The organism is Limoniibacter endophyticus (assembly GCF_014652835.1).
Lineage (GTDB): Bacteria > Pseudomonadota > Alphaproteobacteria > Rhizobiales > Rhizobiaceae > Limoniibacter > Limoniibacter endophyticus.
In genome coordinates, this window is record NZ_BMZO01000008.1 from 157083 (window position 1) to 180887 (window position 23805).

Below are 23805 nucleotides of genomic sequence, written 5' to 3' on the forward strand. Positions count from 1 at the left end.
AACGTCTTTGATCAGCGATTGTCGATCAGGCTGCGGGCGATGATGACGCGCATGATCTCATTTGTGCCTTCAAGGATTTGGTGCACGCGCAGGTCGCGCACGATCTTTTCGACCGCGTATTCGTGTAGATAGCCGTAGCCCCCATGTACCTGAAGCGCATCGTTCGCCACATCGAAGCAACGGTCGGTCACGAATCGTTTGGCCATGGCGGACCACTTCGTCGCATCCGTGGCTTTCGCATCCAGCTTGGCCGCTGCCGTGTAGAGCAGCGTGCGTGAAGCGCAAAGCTCCGTTTCCATGTCGGCCAGCTTGAACTGGATACCCTGAAACTGGTCAATGCTCTTGCCGAAAGCCTTGCGCTCATGTGCGTAGGCGAGGGCCTTGTCGAAAGCACCTTGTGCGCCGCCGAGCGAGCAGGCGGCGATATTCAGACGGCCACCATCCAGTCCGGCCATGGCTATTCGGAAGCCCGCACCTTCATCAGAAAGCAGGTATCGAGCGGGCACGCGCGCATTGTCGAACACGACCGTGCGCGTAGGCTGCATGTTCCAGCCCATCTTTTTCTCCGCCTTGCCGAAGGAGAGGCCGGGCGTGTCCTTCGGAATGATCAGCGCGGAAACGCCTTTCGGACCATCTTCGCCGGTTCGCACCATGGTGATGTATATATCGTTCTCGCCAGCGCCCGAAATGAACTGCTTGGCGCCGTTCAGCACGTAATCGTCGCCGTCGCGCACTGCACGCGTCTTGAGCGCGGCAGCATCGGAGCCCGAGCCCGGTTCTGTGAGACAATAGGAGGCCAGCTTCTCCATTGAACAGAGCTGGGGAAGAAACTCCTGGCGTTGTTCCTCGCTGCCGAAACGATCGATCATCCACGCGGCCATGTTGTGAATCGATATATAGGCAGAGTAGGCCGGGCAGGCCTTGGCAAGCGCCTCGAAGATCAGCACGGCTTCCATGCGCCCAAGTCCCGAGCCGCCGACATCATCACGCACATAGATGCCGCCAAGTCCCAAGGGGCCGGCTTCCGTCACGATGTCGCGCGGGAAATGGCTCCTCTCGTCCCATTCGAGCGCGTTGGGCGCCACGCGGTCCGCAGCAAACCCTTCGGTCATCTCCTGAATCGCTCGTTGATCCTCATTCAGTGAAAATTGCTGCGAAGCGAGTTCGGGCGTTGCGTCCATCTCTCATTCCTCCCGCGTGAAATATATGGATTTCACGACCTGTCTCGGCTCAACCTGAAAAGCGAACCGGTTTCCTCAGGCAGGGAGTTTAGAGAAATGGCTTATCAGCGCAAGCGCGGCCGCTGGCGACGTTGCGCGTAGCGGCTGTGCGAAATTAAGGGTGCCGTTCTACAGTTCACGCAAATCTGCGGATCATACCGCTTGCAGGTTCGGCGCAGGTTCCTCGTCCCGGTCACTGGTGGCGGGGCCGAAAACGTCTTCGAATGCCGCTTTCAAGGCCAGGTCTAGATCGTGCATCGTAACGGGAAGGCCTAAATCAACGAGGCTCGTCACGCCATGTTCGTTGATGCCGCATGGAACAATGCCGGAAAAATGTGACAACTCCGGTTCCACATTGATGGATATGCCGTGGAAGCTCACCCATTTGCGCAAGCGAATACCGATCGCGGCGATCTTGTCTTCCGCAACCGAGCCATTCGCATTGGCGGGGCGGTCGGGGCGTACCACCCAGACGCCGACGCGATCCTCGCGTCGCTCTCCCTTGACATTGAAGGAAGCCAGTGTGCGAATGATCCATTCCTCAAGCGAGGCCACGAAGGCGCGGACATCTTCCTTGCGACGCTTCAGGTCCAGCATGACGTAGGCGACACGCTGTCCCGGACCATGATAGGTATATTCGCCGCCGCGTCCCGCATCAAAAACCGGGAGGCGGTGCGCCTCAAGGAGATCTTCCGGGTTTGCACTTGTTCCCGCCGTATAAAGCGGAGGATGCTCCACCAGCCATACCGTCTCTTCCGCTTCGCCGCTTCTGATCTGCGCGACACGCTCTTCCATGAAGGCAAGTGCGGCCGGATAGGGCGTCAATCCGTCAGCCACAATCCAGCGCACGGCACGCATGCGGTCTGTCTGGTGGAAGAAGGGGGAAATGTCGTCGCGGTTTGCCATGCTCGTGCCTGCGCCAGTTTACTAAGGGGCGGGCTCGAAGCGGCCGCCAGCGTCGGTTCAATATTTCATATGGCGAATCCGCGAAGCTTCGTCCAGTTTTACACGTGCATGGCAGCACCTCGCATCTGGCAGGACAAAGATCATCGGCTCCACTGTGCCCCGATCATCCGTCTCTTCATGAATTATGCTATATTAGATGAAAATTAGAAAAATACAGTTAAATCAAACGGTTGTGTGTTATTATCAAGCTGCCGGAGACTTCCCGGCAAAATAAAATGCGGGGAAATGCAGATTATTCACAAACCGCTCTTGTGCGCCCGGAATCCATTTGCTAAATGCCGCCCGTGCCGATGAAACGGCACTCACAAGTCACGGGCGGTCGTGGCGGAATTGGTAGACGCGCAGCGTTGAGGTCGCTGTGGGGCAACCCGTGGAAGTTCGAGTCTTCTCGACCGCACCAGTGCTTTCTCAAGCAAACGATGAGATGAATTAGCGGCGTCGGATACTGCTTGTGGCAGTTCAACTGGCGCGTTTGGTTGTTCGCTTTTTCGGCGCCTTCGCGGGCTTCTTCTCTTCCACCTTCTTTTCTGCCTCAGCCTGGGCTTCAGCAGCTAGACGCGCAGCGCGCAGACGCTTCGTCTTGGCAATATTTTCCATGCGCTCGGTCTCGATGAGCTTGAGAGCTGTTCGCGTGGTGGTTTCATGCTTCGCTTCTGCGGATGAAGTCGTGCGCTTGAAAACATCTTTGGCGTCGATCTGCATTTTTCATTCCTTTAAAGAAAAAGGCCGGACATTCATCCGGCCTCGGTAAGTTCGTGTCGCGCCAGTTAGGCGGCGGCAATATTGCCGGCTGCTGCCTTGCCCGAACGACGGTCGGTGACGACCTCGAAGGAAAGCTTCTGGCCCTCTACGATCGAACGCATGCCGGCCTTCTCGACTTCCGAGATGTGGACGAAAACGTCATTGCCGCCATCTTCGGGAGCGATGAAGCCAAAGCCTTTGGTGCTATTGAAGAACTTTACGGTGCCGATGGTCATTAAATGATCCTTTCAAAATCGACGTGGTTAGGAGGGCATAGCCCCATTCGTTATCGAGTTGAAAAGAAGCCACTTAATCGCAGAAAAAGCGTGATTATAGTCAAAATCGATGGGAGATATTCTGCCTGATTTTTTATAAAAAAGCAAATTAATAAGACTTGGTCCAAGACTTATTATTTGCCCGATATTATTTCGATCCAAGTAGGCAGCTTTGCGACGTTCTTGTACGCCTGATTTTGCAGGTGATGCGTGCTCAGCTTCGACGTACAAGTGTCCAGACTGCCGTTCCCATAAGAATGGTCGCAGCACTCCGGTTCAAGCCGCGCATGATGGCAGGTTTGGTGAGTACGCCACGGGCGCTGGCCGCAAGAGCCGCGTAAGGCAGCATTACGAGAAGCAGGATCAGGGTGGTCGCGACGACAAGGAGGCCGAAGATGGCCGGCGTGATGCTTCCGAGATCGATCACCGTAGGCATCAGCGCGAGGTAGAAGACGATGGTTTTCGGATTGGACAGTGTGATCAGATATCCAGCCGAGAAACTTGAACGAACGCTTTCTTCCGCGACCGCGCCCATGCGCTCATTGAGACCAGTTGAGCGCCACAATTTCCACGCGAGGTAGGCAAGATAGATCGACGCTGCGATACGCACGATGAGGAAAAGTTCTCCCAGTGCAGCCGCAATCATCGCCAGGCCAAAGCAGGCAGCGCCGAGGAAAGTAAGGTCGCCAAGGATCAGCCCGCCTGCGAAAGCGAGGCCGTGGCGAAAGCCGGAGCCCAGTGCGCGCGCGATAAGGGCAATCACCCCCGGTCCTGGAATGGCGGCTGCAATACCAAGTGCGATGCAATAAGGAAGAAGCTGCGTCAGATCCATTTCGTCGTTTTCCTGAAAATCAGCAGAAAGCATTGCGCCTGCGCGCCTCGAATTTCAAGAGGGGCAACCAATCGCTGCACGTGGTCGTTTGCATGGCATTCCGCGATGAAGAAGGAGCGATCATGGCCGATCCGCTGCAGGATGAAAACGAATTGCGCAAACTGGTCGAGGATGTCGCACAGCGAGTGAGGAAGGCAGCGCCGAGGCTCTACGATGAAGCAGTTTCTGCGGCTGCGGAAAAGGAGCAAGCGCCACCGCGAAAAGGTGATTTCGAGAGGTTCGGCATTGCCGTTGAAACCAAAGAGGGCATTATCGTCAGTTCCGGCAATGCCGGTGTCAATTTCCCCATTCAGTCCATCTCCAAGGTTTTCGCGCTGGAAGTAGCGCTGGAGGCGGTCGGCGAGCCGCTCTGGAGGCGTCTGGGCCGTGAGCCATCCGGCGATCCTTTCAATTCGATCATCGATCTCGAACGGGCCAAAGGCATTCCGCGCAATCCGTTCATCAATGCCGGAGCACTCGTCATCTGCGACGTTTTGGTCGGACTTGGTGGAAAACGCTCCGATCGTCATGTCGAGGAATTCATTTCCCGGCAGCTTCAGGTCGACAAGATCGAACTCGACGACAGTGTCATGGAAAGCGGACGCAAGGGCGGTGAGCTCAATCGCTCGCTCATGTTCATGGCAAGCCATTTTGGCAATCTCAAGCACGACATCGAGCGTGTTATGGATGCCTATGTGCGCCAATGTGCCATTTCGCTCGACTGTCGGGGGCTCGCGCGCGCAGGACGCTTTCTCATGCATGATGATGACGGAGACGAAGAGCGCAGTGTGCGTGCCGCACAGCGGGCGCGGCGTATTCTCTCCATCATGATGCTCTGCGGGCAATATGATGGCTCGGGCGATTTTGCCTATCGCGTCGGTCTGCCGGCAAAATCTGGCGTGGGGGGCGGCATCCTTGCTATCGCGCCGCATCGCGCATCCATCGCCGTCTGGTCGCCGGCGCTGGACCCGATGGGCAATAGCTGGCTCGGCACGCTGGGGTTGGAGCTTCTGGCGCAAAAGACCGATTGGTCTGTTTTCGGCATGGCGCGCAGCGATGCGAGGATCGTGGCTGACGCTTAAGCGAGCAAATGTTGATAAAGGATCGAGCTGCCGAGGCAGATGAGTGCGTGCCACCAATTGCCTTGGCAATGCGACCGAAGCCCAGCCCGATCAGCGGCGTCAACATTTCGATGACACCGAAGACAAAGCCGGTCTTCAACGCCTCGTGAAGTCGAGGCTGCTTCATGCCCGCGCCGCGACGACGGACGCCAGAAAGGCGTCTCTGGACATGCCTACAGCGAGAACGGGATGGAAACAGGAGACATGGCGCCGGCCGTCTTGCATTTCGAGGGCCGTCTTGGCGCGAGTTATAAAAAAGAAAAGTAAAATCAATTACTAATCGATGTATTTGCAGTAAGCGAGTAGAGCAAAGGCCGGAGCCGCGTCGGATTGCTCCGGCCTTTGATATGGCCGCTAATTTCGTCAGCGTGTGAATAGCGTAACGCTGTTATCCGGGTTCAGCTGTGCAGCAAAGACGCTCGCGACCTGAACATTTTGCGATTGCAACGCCTGCGCCATCTCAGGCTTCTTCTCGATAGTCGAGTGCAGTTCGCTGATCTGTGACTTGTTGGACGAAATCAATTGATCGAGCACCTCTTCGTTACCGCCTTGCAGCGCGCCGGTGACATTGATCACCTGAACGGCCGCAACTTGCTGCACCTGCTCGATTTTTTCCTTTTCCTGCGGGATTTGGCTCATGGCAGCTCCAAGGTCGACGGGGCCGGAAACTCCTCCGCCCTGGCTTGGTGGAGCACTTGCGGGCGGCTGTTGCGCTGCGCCGGGAGCGGGCGAATCGGGAGTTCCCATGCCTTGCATGCCTGGCATTTCGGTTCCCGGTGCCATGCCGGTGCCCGGAGTTTGCGCAGGCGCAGACTCCATCCCTTGAGCCATCACGGCTGGCGCGGTGCCAAGGGAAGTTGCAAGCATAAAGGGGAGGGCGAGTTTGACGAAGTTCTTCATAGGATTTGATCTCCTTCTCGGGGGCTTTGAATTGGATCTGCTCCTGTCCGGGCATCAGCGATGACCGTCTCCCCAAGCTAAGGGCTGAGGCGCATGTGCCAATCCCGGATCGGCTGAACTTGGCCTACAAACTGTTTTATCCCGTGACTCTGTGGTCGGAGGATGCGCCTAAGCGCTTGTCTGACTAAGGCTTTTTCTAACAAGCTTCTCCGCAGCAGACGAAGAAAAAATATGAGAATCCGTTAATCGAAGCCTGATCTTGAGCCCCAAAAACGCCGTGACCAGAAAGAGCGGGACCATATTTCGACACATTTGCTACACTTTAACCGCATGACGCGCCGATTGTCGTTTCTCTTCCACAGTTTAGTTCTACATGACTGGCGTTCGACCGCATGAACGGCTAGGTCTGAGCGCAAACCGATCCATTCTACCAGCCGGAGGTGCCCTTGAGCGAAAACATGAGCGAAAAGCAGCGCCCGGAAACCGACCCGGAAGCTGTCGAGGAGCATCGCGACATTTATGGTGAGGATGGAGCGATTCGTGCCAGTTTCCTCAGTCACATTGGCGCGGCTATTGCTGATCGCGATGTTTTGGCGCTGCGTGCCGACGTTGCCGACCTTCATCAATCGGAGCTGGGCGATCTTCTCGAAGCTCTCTTGCCCGAACAGCGGCAGGCGCTTGTGTCGCTCATGGGCAGCGACTTCGATTTCACGGCGCTGACCGAAGTTGACGATACGATCCGCGCCCAGATCGTTGAATCCATGCCGAACGATCAGATCGCTCAGGCCGTTCAGGAACTGGATTCGGACGACGCGGTCTATATTCTGGAAGATCTTCCCATTGAGGATCAGGATGAGATTCTTGCGCAATTGCCGTTCACCGAACGGGTGCGCTTGCGTCGTTCGCTCGACTATCCGGAAGAAACAGCCGGTCGTCGCATGCAGACCGAATTTGTCGCAGTGCCACCCTTTTGGACGGTCGGGCAGACAATCGACTACATGCGCGATGAAAACGAACTGCCGGAAAGCTTCTCGCAGATATTTGTCATCGACCCGACCTTCCGTCTCGTTGGAGCAGTCAACCTTGATCGCATTCTGCGCACCAAGCGGCCGGTAAAGATCGAAGAGGTCATGCACGAGACGCGTCACGCCATTCCGGCCACCATGGACCAGGAAGAGGCTGCGCAGGTCTTCGAACAATACGATCTTCTCTCCGCTGCGGTCGTGGACGAAAGCGAACGTCTGGTCGGCGTTCTGACGATCGATGACGTTGTTGACGTCATCCAGCAGGAAGCCGAAGAAGATTTGCTGCGCATGGGCGGCGTCGGTGATGAAGAGCTGTCGGACCGCGTGCTTACGACCTCGCGGCTACGCATCCCGTGGCTTTTCGTGAATCTCGGTACGGCGTTCCTGTCTGCGAGTGTAATATCGCTTTTCGACGGCACGATCGAGCACATGGTCGCTCTAGCCGTTCTCATGCCGATCGTTGCTTCCATGGGCGGTAATGCGGCGACGCAGACCATGACCGTTACCGTGCGTGCACTCGCGACACGCGATCTGGATATTTACAATGCAGGTCGCATTATCCGCCGTGAGGCGTCCGTCGGCTTCATCAATGGCTTTATCTTTGCCGTCCTGATCGGAATAATCGCGGGCTTCTGGTTTTCGGATTTCCAGCTGGGCGGCATCATCGCGGCAGCGATGATAATCAACATGATGGCTGCGGCCCTTGCAGGTATTCTCATTCCGCTTTGTCTCGACAAGGCAGGAGCCGACCCGGCAATCGCCTCCGCCGTCTTCGTGACGATGGTAACCGACGTAGTCGGTTTCTTCGCTTTTCTCAGCCTTGCTGCCTGGTGGTTCAATCTCTGGTAAGACGGATCAGACGATGAAAATTCCGGGGGTAATCGTCCGCTGGGTCACTTAGCCAGGCAAGGTTGATTGACTTTTACGTAAAAACCTCAGCATGTTTGCCTCCTGCTATGACGAAAAGGTGATATTCATATGCCCGTGCGCGAGTACTATTCGATCACCGAATTAACCCGGGAGTTCGATATCTCGACCCGCACGCTTCGTTTCTACGAGGATGAAGGATTGTTGCGGCCTATGCGTAAAGGGCGCACGCGCCTGTTCCGTCCGGCTGATCGTCATCTTCTGAAGCAGATCCTGCGCGGCAAGCGTCTCGGCTTTTCAATTGCCGAAATCCGCGAAATCATAAATATGTACCGCGAACCTCCGGGGGAGGTGGGGCAACTCAACCTGATGCTCAAGACAATCGAGCAGAAGCGTGAAGAGTTGCGACAGAAACGTCGCGATCTGGAAGAAACGTTGAATGAACTGGATCGCGCGGAGGAATCCTGCATCGAGCGTCTGGCGGAGTTGGGCGTCAGCACTTGAACAGCCTGTGCGGGCGTGGATGAATTTCCGCAGCTGAATCTTTTAAAAGCATCGAAATCAAGCGCTTGTCATTTTTATTCCAGGTGTTGGGGCGCAATCCATTCACACCTTGCGGGCATGAGGGATACTCTCCCTGCGCTTGGGGTATATGGTGTGCACCCGGACACCTGATGCGCTGAAAAAGCGGATGCATGCGGATTAGCGACCCGTATGCAGGAAGGCCGCGACATGTGAGCCTGACAAACTCACCAGTCAATGCTTTCGAACCGTTCAGGGCATGTGGAAGCATGCGAGAATACAATGAAATGAACGGGCCACATGCCCTGACTCCATTTCATCCTTTCCCCGCTCGAGCCAGATCGATGGCTCCACATAAGGGGAAGCGAACAACCGCGCGGCAAAAGCCGTAGCGGATTTTTCTGCTGCGCCGCCCGTACCAGCTAACAAAATCCGGCTGGGTCAGCTCGATTGGAACGACAGCCTCAGCGTATGAGGGCCACGATTGATGCCAGGGTGAACGCAGTGGAACAAAGAATCATCAGGCCATAGAAGCGCGGACGATAAAAAAGCACCGCGTGGCCGGCAATCCACGCAAAAAATGCGGCACCCATCGCCCAAAGAAAGACCGGGCGATCGCTCCAGGCAATACCCGCAGCCATCATTCCGCCGATCAGCAGCGCACCGAACACGATGATGACGGCTACGGCGTAGGTCTCGTGATTGTCGTTCATTGCAGGTCTCGTCGAACTTTCCATGATGGTATGGCACTACTAACATTTTTGGCGCGCGTGGAAATGGCAAAATATGTATTGAACACGAAACTTGCCACCTTTGGGTATAATGGTGCAAAGCTGGATCAACGCACTTGCACTCCCGCGGGGCGGGGCGCATGCCTTAGCTTAGACTATGATCCGTGAGTGCCCGCCGATGAATGCCGACCAGCCCTTCAAGCCGCTTCGCATGCCACGTATTGCCTCCATAGACGTTGCGCGGGGGCTCGCCCTTGTCGCCATGGCGATCTACCATTTCACTTGGGACTTGAGTTTCTTCGGCTATGTTGCGCCAGATCTGGCCATTACCGGCGGCTGGCGGATATTCGCGCGGCTGATCGCCACGAGTTTCCTCTTTCTCGTGGGGGTGAGCCTCATTCTGGCGCATGGCAATGGCATTCGCTGGCAGGGCTTCTGGAAGCGATTCTGGATGGTGGCGGTCGCAGCCCTGCTCATCACCGTCGCGACATATTTTCTGACGCCGCCAACCTACATTTTCTTCGGCATACTGCACCATATCGCGCTGGCGAGCCTGCTTGGTTTGCTCTTTCTTCGGCTGCCGCCGGTCATTGTGGCGGTTGCGGCTGTGATCGTGGCGGTGCTGCCGTTTTACGCCTCGTCAGACTTTTTCGATCCGCGTTACCTGGCGTGGACGGGCCTTGCCGAGCGCGCGCCGCGCTCCAATGATCTGGTGCCGCTCTTTCCATTCTTTGCTGCCGTCCTAGCCGGCATCGCTGCCACGAAACTGGCGCTGGAGTTCGGTCTGGCAGAGCGCTTGTCGTTAGTCGGGGTGGCCAAGGCCTTGAAGCCGCTCGAAACCGCGGGCAGGCATAGCCTTCTGTTTTATCTCGTCCATCAACCGGTGTTGATCGGTTTCGTCTGGGTTTTCTCGCAGGTTGTGCCGCCACCGCCGGTCAGGTTCAGCGAAACGGAGTTCAGTTCCATGTGCATGCGAACATGCACACAGGAGCGGGACGGCGCATTCTGTACAGCTTATTGCGGTTGCATGCTCGATCGCTTCAAGGCGGATGTTTCCTTGTTCGAGCAGCTACAGCGGCAAGATGATCTTGCTGCTCAGGAAAATATCGTAAGAGTCGCCAATCAATGCAGCCTGCAAACCGAGCAACTCAAGCTTCCTTCCAATTAATCGGAACGATGCGGGCGCGGTCTCGTTATTCTCCCACACCGGCAATAAAGCGGGAAAAACAGGAGAAACGCACATGGGTAGCATGTCTGATAAGGTTTCCGGCAAGGCCAATGAAGTCGCCGGCAAGTCACGCCAGGCTGCTGGCAAGGCGATGGACGATAATGAAATGCGCGCCAAAGGTGCAGCACAAGAAGCAAAAGGCCACGCTCAGCAAGCCAAGGGCGAAGCAAAGCAGAAAGTCAAAAACATTGTCGACCGGGCCTGAGCAGGCCCACTCCTTATAGAAATACTGCAACAGGGCTGCCGCAGAAATGCGGCGGCCTTGGTCTTATGAGATATCGAGGCTCATGTAACGTGCGTCCGCCCCGTATTTTGCGGTCTGCGATACGAGTGTTTCGTCATCTTGCACGACAAACCCATGTTTTTCCCAGAAGGGAACTGAGCCATTGACCGCCATGAGGGCGATCCTTGGCAAGCGGCGCGACAAAGCAGCTTCCTTAAGCATCGTGACGACCTGTCTTGTGGCTCCGCTGCCGCGCAGATCGGGATGGAGTGCAAGATCGTGAATATAAATGCACTCCGGCTTTTGCGGCAGTTCGCCCAGCGGGGTATTGAGTGCTGGAATATTCCGCCATTTCCATGGGTAGGAAACGAGATAGGCTTTGACGAAGCCACCATCGTCGCTGTTCACGAAACAGGTATCCGGACTCAGGCGCTGACGTTCTTCGAAATAATGGCGCGCTTCGGGATAATCCGGGAAGGCAATGTCGCTGACAGCCATTATGCCATCCATGTCTTCGGGTCGCATCTGTCGCCACATTGGTCTTGTCTCCGGTAATGGTGCTCTTCATGCATCAATCGGTCTTTTCGATCAACGGGAACGAGAGAGGCAGGAACGCCGTTTCTTCGCTTTGGAGGGATTTGCATGGCTCCTCGACCCTTCTGGAGAGGCTATCTGAAACTTTCGCTTGTCACCTGCGCGGTCACGATGACACCTGCCACCAGCGATTCCGCAAAAGTACGCTTCCACACCCTTAATCGAAAAACGGGAAATCGCGTTGCCAGCCGCTACGTCGATTCGGTCACCCACAAGCCGGTCGATGAGGATGATGAGGTAAAGGGTTATCCCCTAGGCGAGGACGAGCATATCATGCTCGAGGAAGAGGAAATCGAGGCGGTGGCACTGGAAAGCACGCGTACCATCGATATCGAGACCTTCGTCCCTGTCGATAGTATCGAGTGGATCTGGTACGACAAGCCGCATTACCTGGCGCCCAGCGACGCTGTGGGAGAGGAGGCTTTTTCGGTCATTCGCGCCGCTATGGAAGCGACCAAGACCGCGGGCATCGCGCGGCTTGTCATGTATCGTCGCGAACGTGCCGTTCTTCTCAAGCCTTATGAGCAAGGGATCGTTGTCTGGACATTGCATTATGCCGACGAGGTGCGTGATGAAACCGACTACTTTGCCGAGGATGACGACAGGCCGAAGAAGCAAGAGATGACACTCGTTCGCAAGCTTATCGACGCGCGGATGAAGAAATGGTCGCCCGACATGGTTTCCGATCCGGTCCAGGCCAAGCTCAAGGACATTATTGCCGCCAAGAAGAAGGGCCGCAAGAAGCCTGCAAAGAAGACGGCTGCAAAGCAGGAGGAGAAGCCGAGCAATGTCATCAGCATCATGGACGCGCTCAAGAAGAGCATAGCGGCGGAAAAGAAGGGCAAGTCCTCCTGATCAGCCCTTCAGGCTTTTCACGTCGGGTAGCGGCCTGCTTTGGGCAGAAAAACCTTCCCATGGATCGTCGTTTCTGGATGAAACGTGATCCGGCGCGTTCTGGATGGTGAAGGATGCCGGGCCGATGTCGGAAGTGAGATCCTCCCAGTTCAAGGGCATGGAAACCGCCGCTCCGGGCCGGGCACGGCTCGAATAGGGCGCTACAGCCGTCATGCCGCGCTGGTTCCGCAGGTAGTCAATAAGGATTTTGCCCTTGCGCTTCGACTTGGTGATGGTCGACACATATCTGTCCGGATCATCGGAGGCCATTATATCGGCCAATGCCTTGGTGAAGCGCTTGAGCGTCGGCCACGTCGCCTTCGGCTCAAGCGGCGCAACCACGTGCAGCCCCTTTCCACCGGAGGTCTTCAGGAAGGGCACCAAGCCAGCCCCCGCGAGGCGCTCACGGACGTCCTGCGCTGCGGCCATGACATCTTCCCAGCCAGTGCCTTCCCCAGGATCAAGGTCGATAATGAGGCGATCGGGTTTTTCCCATTTGTCGATGGTCGAGCCCCAGGGGTGTATTTCGAGCGCGGCTGATTGCACCAGAGCGAGGAGGCCGTCGAGGTCGGCAATATGGACCAAGGGTTCATCGTCTCGGTGCTTTGGATCGGTAATCGTCCTGATTTTCTTGTTCATGCCCTTCCAGGCGTGTTTCTGGAAGAAGGATTGGCCAGTGATGCCGGTCGGGCAGCGCAGCAGGGCGAGTGCACGTCCGGTTATATGGGGAGCGATGAAGCGCCAGATATGCGCGTAATAATCGGCCAGATCAGCTTTCGTGACACTCTCGTCGGGCCAATAGACGCGATCTGGATTGGAGAGTTTCACGCTACTTTTCGGGATGCTTTCAGCCCCCGTTTCCGTTTGCGGTTTCTCGCGCACGATTTCCTCCGCGGGTTTATCCTCGCGCAGTCCCCGAAAACTTGCATGGCGCAAATGTCCGTCACCGGTCCAGGCGCGGAACTCGACTTCCGCCACTTTCTCAGGCTTGACGAAAATGGCGCCTGACCGCTCAGGTCCAGTCAACTTCCCATCGAATGGATTTTTATCCGTGCGGAGCGCCTCGAGCTGCTTGAAGAGACCGCCAGCGATCGACCGGGTGAAACCGGTTCCGACACGTCCGACATGCCGCAGCTTGCCGTTTTCATGCAAGCCGAGAATCAGTGATCCAATGAGTTTGTCGGAAGTAGAGGACAGGACGTATCCGCCGATGACAAATTCCTGACGCGCGCTGCATTTGGACTTGATCCAGTCGCGGGTGCGGCCAGAGCGATAGGGCGCGTCGACCCGTTTCGACACCACGCCTTCGAGACTCAGACGGCATGCGTGACGCAGGACCATATCCCCATCATCATCGAAATGATCCGAAAAGAGAATCTTTTCAGCGTCTCCTACCAATTTCTTCAAGACTTGCTTGCGCTCGCTCAATGGCGCATTTCGCAAGTCGCGTCCGTCAAGGTGCAGCAGATCGAACGCATAGAAGATGAAGCGATCGTTGCGGCCTTCGCTTAGATCCGCCTGTAGAGCGGAGAAGTCGGATGCCCCACCATTGCCTTCAACGACGAGTTCACCGTCGACCATCGCTGTTTGCAGCGGCAGGGCCGCAAACGCCTTGCGCAGTTCCATTCCGAATTTCTCGGTCCAATCGAGGCCGCTGCGGGTGAGGAGACGCACGTCACCATCTTCTATTCTCGCCATCAGCCGGTAGCCGTCAAACTTGATTTCATGAATCCAGCCCGGTCCGGCAGGCGGTTCGGCGCGAAGCGTCGCAAGTTCCGGTTTGATGAATTCCGGCAGCTTCTGCGCTTTGCCGGCGGGCAGTTTTCTCGCCGCCTTCTGCGCTGGCCTTTCAGCGATCTTGCCGGTCCTGGAGGACCATCCGGGCGATTCCTGCGCGATCTCGTCAAGGGTTCGACCGGTCGATACCGAATCCGGCACCTCTTCGAGAATGTCCTTATCCTTTGGACCACGTGCGACTTCGTCATCACCTTTGATAAGAAGCCAGTTCTCGCGTTTCTCGCCGGGCTTACCGTTCATGCGCACCAGATGCCAGCGACCGGCCAGCTTTTCTCCGTGCAGCTCAAATTCAAGGTGGCCTTTTTGATAGCCCTTCCGGGCATCGTAGAGCGGCTCCCATGTGCCGCGGTCCCATAGCATTACCGTTCCGCCGCCATACTCGCCCTTGGGAATGGTTCCTTCAAAGGAGCCGTAGTCCAGCGGATGATCCTCGACATGGACGGCGAGACGTTTTTCATCCGGGACGAGGCTTGGTCCCTTTGTCACTGCCCAGCTTTTCAGGACGCCATCCATCTCAAGCCGGAAATCGTAATGCAGCCGGGTCGCATCATGTTTCTGAATGACAAAGGTGTTGCCGCTTGCTCTGGCTTTACGTCCCCGCGGTTCATTGGTTTTCTTGAAATCGCGCTTCTGGCGATAAGTCTCGAGCTGCGCCATTCCCTAGCTCGCTTTGCGTCTGGGCGTTGTTTTCTTTTCGGGAGCGGTCTTGCCCGCGCTCTTGCGAAGGGCCTCCATCAGATCAACGACGTCGGCTGTCTTCTTCTGCTTCGGCGGCCTTATCTTTCGGCCCTCCTGCTTGGCCTTGACAAGTTCGGCCAATGCAGCGTCGTAGCGATCGTGGAAATCACCGGGGTTAAATTTACCCGCCTTGGTACTTATGATGTGTTTGGCGAGATCGAGCATTTCGCTACCGATCTTGCGCTTCTTGATGCCGTCGAAGATCTCTTCTGCCGGACGGACTTCATAATCGAAATTCAATGTCGTCGCGATCAGGCCCTTCTCGTGCGGGCGGATGAGAACCGTACGCAACCGGCGAAAAAGAACAGTTTGAGCAAGTGCGGCGACATTTTTAGACGACATGCCCTCCCGAATGAGGGCATATGCCTCAAGGGCATCCGCACCGTCTGGGGCGAGATAATAGCCTTTGTCGAAAAAGCGGTGATCGATCTGGTCACAAGGGATAAAGGCATCCACGTCGAGTCGCTTGTCGCTTTTGGGCACGGCTTCCGCGATTTCTTCCGGTTCCAGGACAATGTAATCGTCCTGGCCGGTTTCATACCCCTTGACCTGATCCTCCCGTTCGACCGGCTTTTCCGTTTCACTGTCGATATATTCGCGCGAAAGGCGATTGCCGGTCTTGCGATTGAGCATGTGGAAGCTGATGCGATCGGACTGCGAGACTGCCGTGTAGAGCGCAACCGGGCATGAAAGCTCGGCGACGGTCAGAGTACCTTTCCAGTTCGCACGTGGAGCCATGAGATCATTTTCCGCGAGAGTTGTGCGGATGAAACGTCATTGAAGGCGCGATCGTTCCAGAAGTTGACTGCCAGACGTACTGCCTGACCGCTCCTCCTGTTCGTGGATGCGGGAGATGGTGTTAGCGATCTTTTCCATCAGGTCCTTATCGCGGTGGATGAGATACGCACATATTAACTGGATTGGCACAATATCGGGCCTTGGCCTTGGCAAATCTCCTATCTGTCTACGGACAGCGGAAATTGCCGAAGTTCGCGATGATTTTAGGGGAGATTTTCGCGGAAGATGACTTCGCTGCGCAGCGGTTCGACGAGTGGCGCCCCTTCGCGTGCCAGCAGCAATCTTGTGAAGATAATTGCCGCGCGGGCGATCGTGTCACCCGGATTTTGCGTGATGACGGCATCCATCGTACCATCGATGAGATAGGCGCGAGTATCCGGTGTCAGGCCGTGGCCGATGAAGACGACATCTTCCGCACGCATGGCATCCTTCAATGCACGGCCTACGCCGCTTGCGCCGCCGCCAATATTGTAAATGCCTTTCAGATCGGGATGCTGGGATAGGAGCATCCGCATCTGGCGATAATTCATCGCTTCGTCGTCATGCCCTTCACGAAGACCGACAACTTCGATCTGCGGATGCATCTCCTGCATGATATGCAGAAAACCCATTTCTCGTTCTTCGTGAGCACGATAGCTCAGGCTGCCGGCGATCATGGCGACCTTTGCGGGTTGAAGGCCGAGAAATCGCGCGATCAGATCTCCGGCAAGACGACCCGCCGAGCGATTGTCGAGGCCGAGGTAGAAGCTGCGGGCCGCATTTCCGAGATCGGAGATGATGGTAACCGTCGGTATCCCACGTTCGGCGAGCGTATTGACCGCTTCGCGAACGGCAGGATGCTCCAACGCCATAAAGCAGATGCCGTCCGATTGTTTGCCATGGCGAATGAGTGCGGAGGCGAGAATCTCGGGGCTGAAACTTTTGATGTATTCTACTACCGGCTTGATGCCCTGTTTCGCCAAGGCGGCCGACTGTTCGACAATCATGCGCCCGAGCATACCAAGGTAGCGATTGGTGCCCTCAGGGAGAAGAAACGAAATTCGCAATGTGCGTGACGTACTCTCGCTGGTTGTCGTCTCATCAACGTAACCAAGCGAGAATGCCGCATCCATTACGCGCTTCAGGGTCGGCGCGCGCACCCCGCTGCGACCGTTCAGGACGCGGTCGACTGTGGCGGTAGATACGCCTGCGGCACGCGCAATATCCGCTATCGTCGTTCGCCTGTTGGCATCAGAAGACAAAATATCCATCAAAATCCATCAAAAATTCGATTTGACGCCATCATTTCTATGATTGATTTTCATAAATGGGAAGAGAAATTTCGGGAGGAGATCATGACCATGGAATTGAACCGCCGTACGGTTCTGAAAGGTCTCGCAGCCGCACCGGCTGCTGTGACGCTTTTTAATATCGGCAAGGCTCAGGCCGCAGAACATAATCTGCGCTACGGGCACAATCTGCCGCTGTCCCATCCGCTTCATATTCGTGCGCAGGAAGCCGCCGATCGAATCGCGAAAGAGACGGATGGCAAGGTGCAGCTGCAGATTTTCCCGTCGAACCAGCTTGGCGGCGACACGGACATGCTCCAGCAGGTGCGTAATGGTGCCATCACCTTCTTCACGCCGTCTTCGCTGGTGATTTCGACATTGGTGCCGGTGGCTTCAATCAATGCCGTCGGCTTTGCGTTCAAGGATTATGAGCAGGTCTGGGCGGCGATGGATGGCCCGGTGGGCGATCACATTCGCGATGAAATCAAGAAGCCCGGGCAGATCGAAGCGCTCGACGTCATGTGGGACAATGGCTTCCGCCAAATCACCAATAGCGGCGATCCCATTACTGATGCGAAAGACATGGCGGGAATCAAGATACGTGTTCCGGTTGCGCCGTTGATGGTGGACATGTTCCGGGCGCTGGATGCTGCGCCGGCTGCAATCCAGTTCTCGGAGGTCTATACGGCCTTGCAGACGAAGACCGTCGATGCGCAGGAAAATCCGCTGCCCATCATCAGCGTGGCCAAGCTTTACGAAGTGCAGAAGAACTGTGCCGTGTCGAACCATATCTGGGACGGTTACTGGTTTATCGCCAATTCGCGTCAGCTCAATTCTTTGCCGGATGATCTGCGTAGCATCGTAACGACATCGCTGAATGAAGCCGGCAAGCAGCAGCGCAACGACATCAAGGCGCTGAACGAGGGTGTGCGAGCGGAGTTGGAAAAGAACGGCATGACCTTCAACGAAGTGGATACGGAGAGTTTCCGTGCCAAATTGCGCGAGGCAAAATTCTACTCCACCTGGAAGGAAAAGTTCGGCGAGGCGGCCTGGGGGCATCTTGAAGGCGTTGTCGGTCAGCTCGCGTGAGATGATCGGATCCGGTTCCCGCCTGCTGATGCGTGATCGGGCGGCCCGCTCGTCCTTTGATGCATCACTCGTCACCACAACCTCCGGCGTTTCTGCCGGAGGTTATTCAAGCAAATTATCGGAAAGCAGTATGAGCCGTTTTTTTGGGAAAGTGCGTCAGGCAGGCTATGTCGTCGACGATATCGAGGCTGCCATGCGTCATTGGAGCGATGTGCTGGGTGTCGGGCCGTTCTTTTACAATGAGCGCGTGCCGATCAGGAATTATCGCTACAATGGCGAACGGTTCGAGCCGCATAATTCTGTGGCGCTGGCCAATTCCGGCGATCTTCAGATCGAACTGATCCAGACGCGTAACGACGTTCCCTCCATGTATCGCGACTTCCGCCTTGCTGGCCATACCGGTCTGCAGCATGTTGCATATTGGACGGAGACCTATGACGAAGATCTCGCACGCCTGAAGGGGGAAGGTTTCGTCGAGGTCATGGCCGGGGAAGTTGGAGTGAACGGCCGTTTCGTTTATTTCGACACGCATTTCCACCCCGGCACCGTCATCGAGCTTTCTGAAGTGAAGGGGCCGAAGGGCAAGATGTTCGACCTGATCCGCAAAGCGTCCGAAGACTGGAATGGCAGCGATCCGGTTCGCCCGTTTCCGGACCTCTCGAAACTTTGAGTGCATGGAATGAATGCAAGAGTGAATGATGAGCATTTCGAGGCCAGCTATCTGATCGAAACACCGCTCGATCCTGAAAAGGTGGCGGAGATCATGGCGGGTGAGCAGTCTTGTGGAACCTTCATCCGCGTTCCAGGCGAAAATGATGATTTGCGTGCTCGAGCCCGCGCCGACATCGTTTCGGTGGAAGAGGTGGAGCCGGTCGGACAGGCTTCGATGCCCAGCGCATGGTTGGAGCGCAAGGCGATAGGCGGGCCGTTCCGCCGCGCACATGTGACAATCCGCTTTCCTGTTGCCAATGTTGGAGCCAATCTTTCAACGCTCGCCGCTACAGTGGCAGGCAATCTGTTTGATCTGGGCGAGGTGACGGGGCTTCGGTTGGAGACAGTTTCCCTGCCACGGCGTTTCCGTGAACAATTTTGTACACCCTCGCAGGGCGTGGCAGGCACTCGCGCTCTTTTGGGTGTGCCGAGTGGCCCGATGGTTGGCTCGATTATCAAACCCAATGTCGGCCTGTCGTCGGATGAGATTGCCAGGCTTGTCGGCCTGCTTTGTGAGGCCGGCATCGACTTCATAAAGGATGATGAGATTGCCGCGGATCCGGTGCACGCGCCGTTGGCTGAACGCATCCCGGCAGTGATGGCCGAGGTGCGCAAGCGCGAGGACAAGCTTGGCCGCAAGGTAATGGTTGCATTCAATATAACGGATGAAACAGATGCAATGCGCAGGCATGCCGATCTGGTAGCCAGGGAAGGTGGCAGTTGCGTCATGGCCAGCCTCAACTGGTGCGGCTTCTCTGCAATCGAGACGCTGCGTCGCTCGACTGATCTCGTTCTGCATGGTCACAGAAACGGCTATGGCGCCTTTTCGCGACATGAGGCCCTTGGCATCGGCTTTTCCGCCTATCAGACCTTGTGGCGACTTGCAGGCGTTGATCACATGCATGTCCACGGGTTGAAAGGGAAGTTCGCACAGCCTGACGCGGAGGTCATAGAGGGCGCGCAAGCCTGCCTCTCAAAGCTTACGCCCGACGGAATAGATGATCGTGTCTTGCCCGCCTTTTCCTCAGGGCAGTGGGCGGGTACGGTGCCGGCGACGTGGGATGCGATCAAGTCGGAGGATGTGCTTTTTATGGCAGGGGGCGGCGTCATGGGCCATCCGGGAGGTCCCTCGGCAGGGATCGAAAGCATTCGTGAGGCGTTTGCAGCTATGCGCGCCGGAGAAACGCTTGAAAAGCGGGCCCAAACGGCTGCATCCTTGCGAGAAGCCCTCGATTTCTTCGGAGCTGTCTGATCATGCACGCGCGCTACGGCTGGTACGGTGACGACTTTACGGGAGCAAGCGATACGCTGGCTACTCTATGCCGCCGGGGCGTCAAAGCATTTCTCTACCTGGGTATCCCAAACAAGACCAAGCTTGATGCCGTAGGGCAACTCGAAGCCATAGGCATTGCCGGGGCTGCGCGAAGCATGGCGCCAGATGCCATGCGCGAGGAGCTTTATCCTATTGCCGCTTTTTTGCGTGAGTATGGTGTTCGCATTGTCCATTACAAATGCTGCTCGACCTTCGACAGCGCGCCGGACATTGGGAATCTCGCCGTGGCGCTCGACATTTTCGAGAAGCGCTTCAGGGACGCGCGGACCGCAATTATCGGCGGGCAGCCATCGCTCGGGAGGTATTGTGCCTTCGGTAACCTTTTTGCGCGCGGCGGCAAGAGCGGTGAAGTGTTTCGGATCGATCGGCACCCCGTGATGAGCAGTCATCCTTCAACACCCATGCACGAGGCCGATATACGGCTGCATCTGGCAAACCAAGGGTATGATAATATCGCTCTATGCGATCGGGTGCAGATTGAAGCAGAGGAGATGCCGAGCTTCGATACCCCCGTTTTGTTCGACGGGCTGGCGCAAAGCCATATTGATTTCGCTGGAAAATGTCTTCGCGACGCGGCGCAGGAAACGCCACTTGTTGTCCTGGGTGCAAGCAGTGTCGCCGAAGCATGGTTCTTTCAACGCATCGTCGTACCGATCAAAGTGACGCCGCTCGTGGAAGAAGGCCCGGTTCTGGCGATTGCCGGAAGTCTTTCCGAATTAACCCAGCGCCAGAAAGCCGCCGCGAAAGGCTATGTCCATATGGACGTTACGCCGGAGCAGATTTTTTCCGACGATGAACGTGGAAAGCTCGCCTGCAAGGCGTCGCGTCATCTCAGGTGGGGAGAAAGCGTTTTCCTCTCCACTGCGCCTGCTGATAAGGGCGGATTGCGTTCGAGTGAGGGACTTGCACGAGCGACTGGGGAACTGGCTGCGCGTATCATCCACGAGCAGCCAGTGCGCCGCCTGATCGTGGCTGGTGGTGATACGTCGAGCCACGTGGTCAAGGCGCTTGGCTTCTGGGGGCTGGGCTATGCCGGGGCGATCAGCGATGGTGTGGCAATTGTCAAAGGCCGAAATGAGAACGCGGCGCGCGACGGGATGCTTATGATGCTCAAAGGCGGGCAAATGGGTTCTGAAACGCTTTTCCAGGATTTTCTCGAAACGACGGAAATGACCGCTGCCTCTAGGACGGACGCATGATCTCTTTCAGTTCTGCCGCAGCATATTTAATGACCGATTCCAACGATTGATTGACATTGACTGCGACCACGTCCTGTTCACCAAGTGGTGGTTCCAGCGCGGCGAGTTGGCTGTCCAGCATGGACACCGGCATGAAATGCCCGGTTCGCATTTGCATGCGTTCGATCAACGTTTCACGCCTTGCGTGGAGATAGACGAAATAAAGAGGGTCGCCAGCAGACGCCCTTAATCTGGTGCGGTAGCTCTTCTTCAAGGCCGAGCATGAAGCGATGAGACCGGGAGGCGGGGCATTGCGCAGCTTTTCCCCGATCTCATCCAGCCAGGGCCAGCGATCATCATCCGTCAGTGGAACTCCTTGCATCATTTTTTCGATATTCTCGTCAGGATGCAGGCTGTCGCCCTCCAGATAGGAGAGGCCAAGAGCGTCCGCCAAGGCTGCGCCGACCGATGATTTGCCGCAGCCGGAAACGCCCATGACCACGACACGTAGCCGATGGCCGAAATTATATTCCAAAGTCATATTATCTCGGAACCTCATCGTCTCGCGAGACTTCCCTAAGCATCGCAACGGCAAACAAAGGGAGACCTCTCATGCCACGCGGTGACAAATCCGCTTATACCGATAAGCAGGAGCGCAAGGCAGATCATATCGCCGAGCATTACGAGGACAAGGGCGTTTCCGCCAAGGAAGCGGAACGCCGCGCCTGGGCCACCGTTAACAAGGACGATGGCGGTGGGAAGAAATCCGGTTCCGGTCGTGGAAAAGAGACCGGGCATCCGGCATCGCATAAGGGCGGCAAAAAGGGTGGAGAAGCATCCGCCAACCGCTCTGCCGCGGCACGATCGGCATCGGCCAAGAAGGCCGCCGCAACGCGCAAGCGCAACGCATCCCACGCTCACAGCTAAGGCGAAAACAGAGTCAAATCAGGAGGCTAAAATGGGTTTCTTTTCAAAAGACATCAAAGATATGGATGATCTCTTCGTGCATACGCTGCGCGATATATACTACGCCGAGCATCAGATACGGGATCATTTGCCGGACATGATCAACATGGCCAAGGATGCCGAGCTGAAGGCAGGTTTCGAGCTGCATCTGCGTGAGACCGAGGGACATATCCAGCGTCTCGAACAGGTGTTCGAGCTGTATGGCGAAAAGGCCAAGGAAGTGAATTGCCCCGCAATCGACGGTATTTTGAAAGAAGCCAAGGAGGTGAGCGGGGAGGTTGAGGACGAAACAGTGCTGAATGCAGCGTTGATCGCTGCCGCACAGGCCGTAGAACATTATGAGATCACGCGCTACGGCACGTTGATCGCCTGGGCAAAGCAGCTTGGCCGTAGCGACGTCGCCCGTCTGCTCGAACAGAATCTCGAGGAAGAGAAGGCAACCGACGCAAAGCTGACGAAGGTAGCGGAAAGCCATGTGAACCGCATGGCGGCCTAAGGTTAAAGCAGCTAAAGATGGGCCGGGGCGCTTTGCGCTCCGGCTTGTTCATGTCCGGATTTTGCTTTGCTTGATCTTTCCTTTTTTAACCGCGAGCCAGCCAAGGTTGGGCCTGCACTCATCGGCGCTAGCCTGAGCTTTAACGGTGTTGGCGGGCTGATTGTCGAAGTCGAGGCCTATGATCGCGACGATCCGTCCTCACACAGCTTTCGCGGCGAAACGCCACGTAACAAGGCCATGTTCGGCCCGGCTGGGCACGCTTATGTCTACCGCTCCTACGGGATTCATTGGTGCCTCAACATCGTGACCCGCAAGGGATCCGCCGTGCTTATCCGGGCACTGCAACCGAGCATGGGTGTGCAAATGATGGAAATGCGACGCGGGGCAGAGGATATTCGTCTCCTCTGTTCCGGTCCTGGAAAGCTTTGTCAGGCATTGGGCATATCCATCGACCAGGACGGACTGCCTCTAAACGCGCCGCCGTTCGAGTTGCGTTTAGCGGATGTCGCACAGCCCGTCGTTGCCGGACCGCGCATCGGCATCACCAAGGCACTCGATCTACCGTGGCGTTTCGGACTCGCTGGTTCCCGGTTCTGGAGCCGGAAGTTCTAATCCTCGCGCAGACGCTTGGAGGTCCTGTCGCGCTCGTAATGATGCTTGACCGGTAATGGAGGAAGCCAGGCCTCACGGCGTATGGTCCACAATTCATAAGTCGGCTCGAACTGGTTCGTCTCATCCAGCGCGCCAAGGCTTATTTCGGCTTCGTCGTCGCTGCGGCCGAAAACAGAGGAGCCGCAGTCGGGACAGAAGTGACGCCCTTTATAGGCACGCGTTTCGCCTTTGATTGTCACCGCCTCCTGCGGGAAGATCGCGGACGCGTGAAAAGGTCCAGCACTCACTTTGCGGCAATCGAGACAGTGACAAATGCCTACCCTGTTCGGTTTACCGGTCGCAACTATGCGAACTTTTCCGCACAGGCATCCCCCTTCAAAACGCTCCATTCACCAATCCCTCACGTATGATGCGATTTCTTGTCCTGGCTATAGGTGCTGTTCGGACTCTTCTTGCCAGGCACCTTCCGTGGCTCGGCACTTGCCAATCCGTCTGCATTGCGGCCCTCTTTCGACTTGTGAAACTGCGGCGCCGCGTCGCTTTGCGGCGTATTTGCGGGCTTATCCGGCTGGCCTTTGTCCGTCATGGCGTTCTCCCTTCGGCTAAATGACTTTACTTGGAACCATGAGGCGTCACTTCGG

27 protein-coding genes and 1 tRNA gene are annotated in these 23805 nt (G+C 56.4%); 14 read left to right on the forward strand and 14 right to left on the reverse strand.

All coding sequences use genetic code 11. The features are described 5' to 3' along the window. Nucleotides 1–11: 11 nt before the first annotated feature. Together IE151_RS12735 and lipB are read right to left on the reverse strand one after the other, a co-directional pair. Nucleotides 12–1181, reverse strand: coding sequence for an isobutyryl-CoA dehydrogenase (locus IE151_RS12735; RefSeq protein WP_189490748.1), 1170 nt, complete (start codon nt 1179–1181; stop codon nt 12–14). 192 nt (nt 1182–1373) lie between these two features. Next, on the reverse strand, nt 1374–2078 hold the full coding sequence (gene lipB / locus IE151_RS12740; protein WP_244636749.1) for a lipoyl(octanoyl) transferase LipB: 705 nt from the start codon (nt 2076–2078) through the stop codon (nt 1374–1376). 423 nt (nt 2079–2501) lie between these two features. On the opposite strand from lipB, the gene IE151_RS12745 reads away from it, so the two are divergent. Continuing rightward, nucleotides 2502–2586, forward strand: a tRNA-Leu gene (locus IE151_RS12745). A 59-nt stretch (nt 2587–2645) separates the two neighbouring features. On the opposite strand, the gene IE151_RS12750 is transcribed toward IE151_RS12745, so the two are convergent. The 3 genes from IE151_RS12750 to IE151_RS12760 all read right to left on the reverse strand — a co-directional run bounded on the left by IE151_RS12750 (nt 2646) and on the right by IE151_RS12760 (nt 4034). After that, complete coding sequence (locus IE151_RS12750; protein ID WP_189490752.1) at nt 2646–2888, reverse strand: hypothetical protein; 243 nt, start codon at nt 2886–2888, stop codon at nt 2646–2648. Nucleotides 2889–2953: 65 nt separating this feature from the next. Next, on the reverse strand, nt 2954–3163 hold the full coding sequence (locus IE151_RS12755; protein WP_189490754.1) for a cold-shock protein: 210 nt from the start codon (nt 3161–3163) through the stop codon (nt 2954–2956). 253 nt (nt 3164–3416) lie between these two features. Continuing rightward, a complete protein-coding gene (locus IE151_RS12760; protein WP_189490756.1) occupies nt 3417–4034 on the reverse strand; it encodes a LysE family translocator in 618 nt (205 codons plus the stop codon). A gap of 122 nt (nt 4035–4156) precedes the next feature. On the opposite strand from IE151_RS12760, the gene glsA reads away from it, so the two are divergent. Further along, nucleotides 4157–5155 carry a glutaminase A gene (gene glsA, locus IE151_RS12765; RefSeq protein WP_189490758.1) on the forward strand — a complete coding sequence of 333 codons (999 nt, stop codon included), beginning with the start codon at nt 4157–4159 and terminating at the stop codon, nt 5153–5155. A gap of 402 nt (nt 5156–5557) precedes the next feature. On the opposite strand, the gene IE151_RS12770 is transcribed toward glsA, so the two are convergent. Continuing rightward, on the reverse strand, nt 5558–6094 hold the full coding sequence (locus tag IE151_RS12770; RefSeq protein WP_189490760.1) for a hypothetical protein: 537 nt from the start codon (nt 6092–6094) through the stop codon (nt 5558–5560). Between the two features lie 458 nt (nt 6095–6552). Here IE151_RS12770 and mgtE point away from each other — a divergent pair, with 458 nt between their 5' ends. After that, nucleotides 6553–7968, forward strand: a complete 1416-nt coding sequence (gene mgtE / locus IE151_RS12775; protein ID WP_189490968.1) for a magnesium transporter — start codon at nt 6553–6555, stop codon at nt 7966–7968. A 135-nt stretch (nt 7969–8103) separates the two neighbouring features. Further along, nucleotides 8104–8490: a MerR family transcriptional regulator gene (locus tag IE151_RS12780; RefSeq protein WP_189490971.1), complete on the forward strand. Its 387-nt coding sequence runs from the start codon at nt 8104–8106 to the stop codon at nt 8488–8490. Nucleotides 8491–8972: 482 nt separating this feature from the next. Here the strand turns inward: IE151_RS12780 and IE151_RS12785 are convergent, their stop codons facing one another. Next, entirely contained in the window at nt 8973–9221 is a 249-nt protein-coding gene (locus tag IE151_RS12785; protein ID WP_189490762.1) for a hypothetical protein, read from the reverse strand. 196 nt (nt 9222–9417) lie between these two features. On the opposite strand from IE151_RS12785, the gene IE151_RS12790 reads away from it, so the two are divergent. Together IE151_RS12790 and IE151_RS12795 are read left to right on the forward strand one after the other, a co-directional pair. Next, entirely contained in the window at nt 9418–10407 is a 990-nt protein-coding gene (locus tag IE151_RS12790) for an acetyltransferase domain-containing protein (protein WP_189490764.1), read from the forward strand. A 73-nt stretch (nt 10408–10480) separates the two neighbouring features. Beyond that, a complete protein-coding gene (locus tag IE151_RS12795) occupies nt 10481–10672 on the forward strand; it encodes a CsbD family protein (RefSeq protein ID WP_189490766.1) in 192 nt (63 codons plus the stop codon). 63 nt (nt 10673–10735) lie between these two features. Here IE151_RS12795 and IE151_RS12800 read toward each other — a convergent pair whose 3' ends face one another. After that, complete coding sequence (locus IE151_RS12800) at nt 10736–11188, reverse strand: GNAT family N-acetyltransferase (RefSeq protein WP_189490768.1); 453 nt, start codon at nt 11186–11188, stop codon at nt 10736–10738. A 144-nt stretch (nt 11189–11332) separates the two neighbouring features. Here IE151_RS12800 and ku (IE151_RS12805) point away from each other — a divergent pair, with 144 nt between their 5' ends. Continuing rightward, nucleotides 11333–12139: a non-homologous end joining protein Ku gene (gene ku, locus IE151_RS12805; RefSeq protein ID WP_189490770.1), complete on the forward strand. Its 807-nt coding sequence runs from the start codon at nt 11333–11335 to the stop codon at nt 12137–12139. Here the strand turns inward: ku (IE151_RS12805) and ligD are convergent, their stop codons facing one another. From ligD to IE151_RS12820, 3 genes are all read right to left on the reverse strand, one after another. Further along, nucleotides 12140–14632, reverse strand: a complete 2493-nt coding sequence (gene ligD, locus IE151_RS12810) for a DNA ligase D (RefSeq protein ID WP_189490772.1) — start codon at nt 14630–14632, stop codon at nt 12140–12142. It abuts the gene before it with no gap. Between the two features lie 3 nt (nt 14633–14635). Continuing rightward, nucleotides 14636–15451: a non-homologous end joining protein Ku gene (gene ku, locus IE151_RS12815; RefSeq protein WP_189490774.1), complete on the reverse strand. Its 816-nt coding sequence runs from the start codon at nt 15449–15451 to the stop codon at nt 14636–14638. A 263-nt stretch (nt 15452–15714) separates the two neighbouring features. Continuing rightward, complete coding sequence (locus tag IE151_RS12820; RefSeq protein ID WP_189490784.1) at nt 15715–16761, reverse strand: LacI family DNA-binding transcriptional regulator; 1047 nt, start codon at nt 16759–16761, stop codon at nt 15715–15717. Nucleotides 16762–16851: 90 nt separating this feature from the next. Between IE151_RS12820 and IE151_RS12825 the strand changes: the two genes are divergently transcribed. From IE151_RS12825 to IE151_RS12840, 4 genes are all read left to right on the forward strand, one after another. Further along, complete coding sequence (locus IE151_RS12825; RefSeq protein WP_210310893.1) at nt 16852–17868, forward strand: TRAP transporter substrate-binding protein; 1017 nt, start codon at nt 16852–16854, stop codon at nt 17866–17868. 130 nt (nt 17869–17998) lie between these two features. Next, nucleotides 17999–18538 (forward strand): VOC family protein, encoded by a 540-nt coding sequence (locus IE151_RS12830; protein WP_189490786.1) that lies wholly within the window; start codon nt 17999–18001, stop codon nt 18536–18538. Nucleotides 18539–18547: 9 nt separating this feature from the next. After that, on the forward strand, nt 18548–19831 hold the full coding sequence (locus IE151_RS12835) for a RuBisCO large subunit C-terminal-like domain-containing protein (RefSeq protein WP_210310892.1): 1284 nt from the start codon (nt 18548–18550) through the stop codon (nt 19829–19831). A gap of 2 nt (nt 19832–19833) precedes the next feature. Then, complete coding sequence (locus tag IE151_RS12840; RefSeq protein ID WP_189490788.1) at nt 19834–21111, forward strand: four-carbon acid sugar kinase family protein; 1278 nt, start codon at nt 19834–19836, stop codon at nt 21109–21111. On the opposite strand, the gene IE151_RS12845 is transcribed toward IE151_RS12840, so the two are convergent. Next, on the reverse strand, nt 21095–21631 hold the full coding sequence (locus IE151_RS12845) for a gluconokinase (protein ID WP_189490790.1): 537 nt from the start codon (nt 21629–21631) through the stop codon (nt 21095–21097). The two genes, IE151_RS12840 and IE151_RS12845, sit on opposite strands and share 17 nt — an antisense overlap. 71 nt (nt 21632–21702) lie before the next feature. Here IE151_RS12845 and IE151_RS12850 point away from each other — a divergent pair, with 71 nt between their 5' ends. The 3 genes from IE151_RS12850 (at nt 21703) to IE151_RS12860 (ending at nt 23164) form a co-directional block, all read left to right on the forward strand. Beyond that, on the forward strand, nt 21703–22017 hold the full coding sequence (locus IE151_RS12850) for a plasmid stabilization protein (protein WP_189490792.1): 315 nt from the start codon (nt 21703–21705) through the stop codon (nt 22015–22017). A 31-nt stretch (nt 22018–22048) separates the two neighbouring features. Then, nucleotides 22049–22552, forward strand: a complete 504-nt coding sequence (locus tag IE151_RS12855; RefSeq protein ID WP_189490794.1) for a YciE/YciF ferroxidase family protein — start codon at nt 22049–22051, stop codon at nt 22550–22552. Between the two features lie 66 nt (nt 22553–22618). Continuing rightward, nucleotides 22619–23164 (forward strand): DNA-3-methyladenine glycosylase, encoded by a 546-nt coding sequence (locus tag IE151_RS12860; protein ID WP_189490795.1) that lies wholly within the window; start codon nt 22619–22621, stop codon nt 23162–23164. Here IE151_RS12860 and IE151_RS12865 read toward each other — a convergent pair. Beyond that, nucleotides 23161–23553, reverse strand: a complete 393-nt coding sequence (locus tag IE151_RS12865; protein ID WP_189490797.1) for a GFA family protein — start codon at nt 23551–23553, stop codon at nt 23161–23163. The two genes, IE151_RS12860 and IE151_RS12865, sit on opposite strands and share 4 nt — an antisense overlap. Before the next feature lie 11 nt (nt 23554–23564). After that, nucleotides 23565–23750, reverse strand: a complete 186-nt coding sequence (locus tag IE151_RS12870; RefSeq protein WP_189490800.1) for a hypothetical protein — start codon at nt 23748–23750, stop codon at nt 23565–23567. Nucleotides 23751–23805 lie beyond the last annotated feature (55 nt).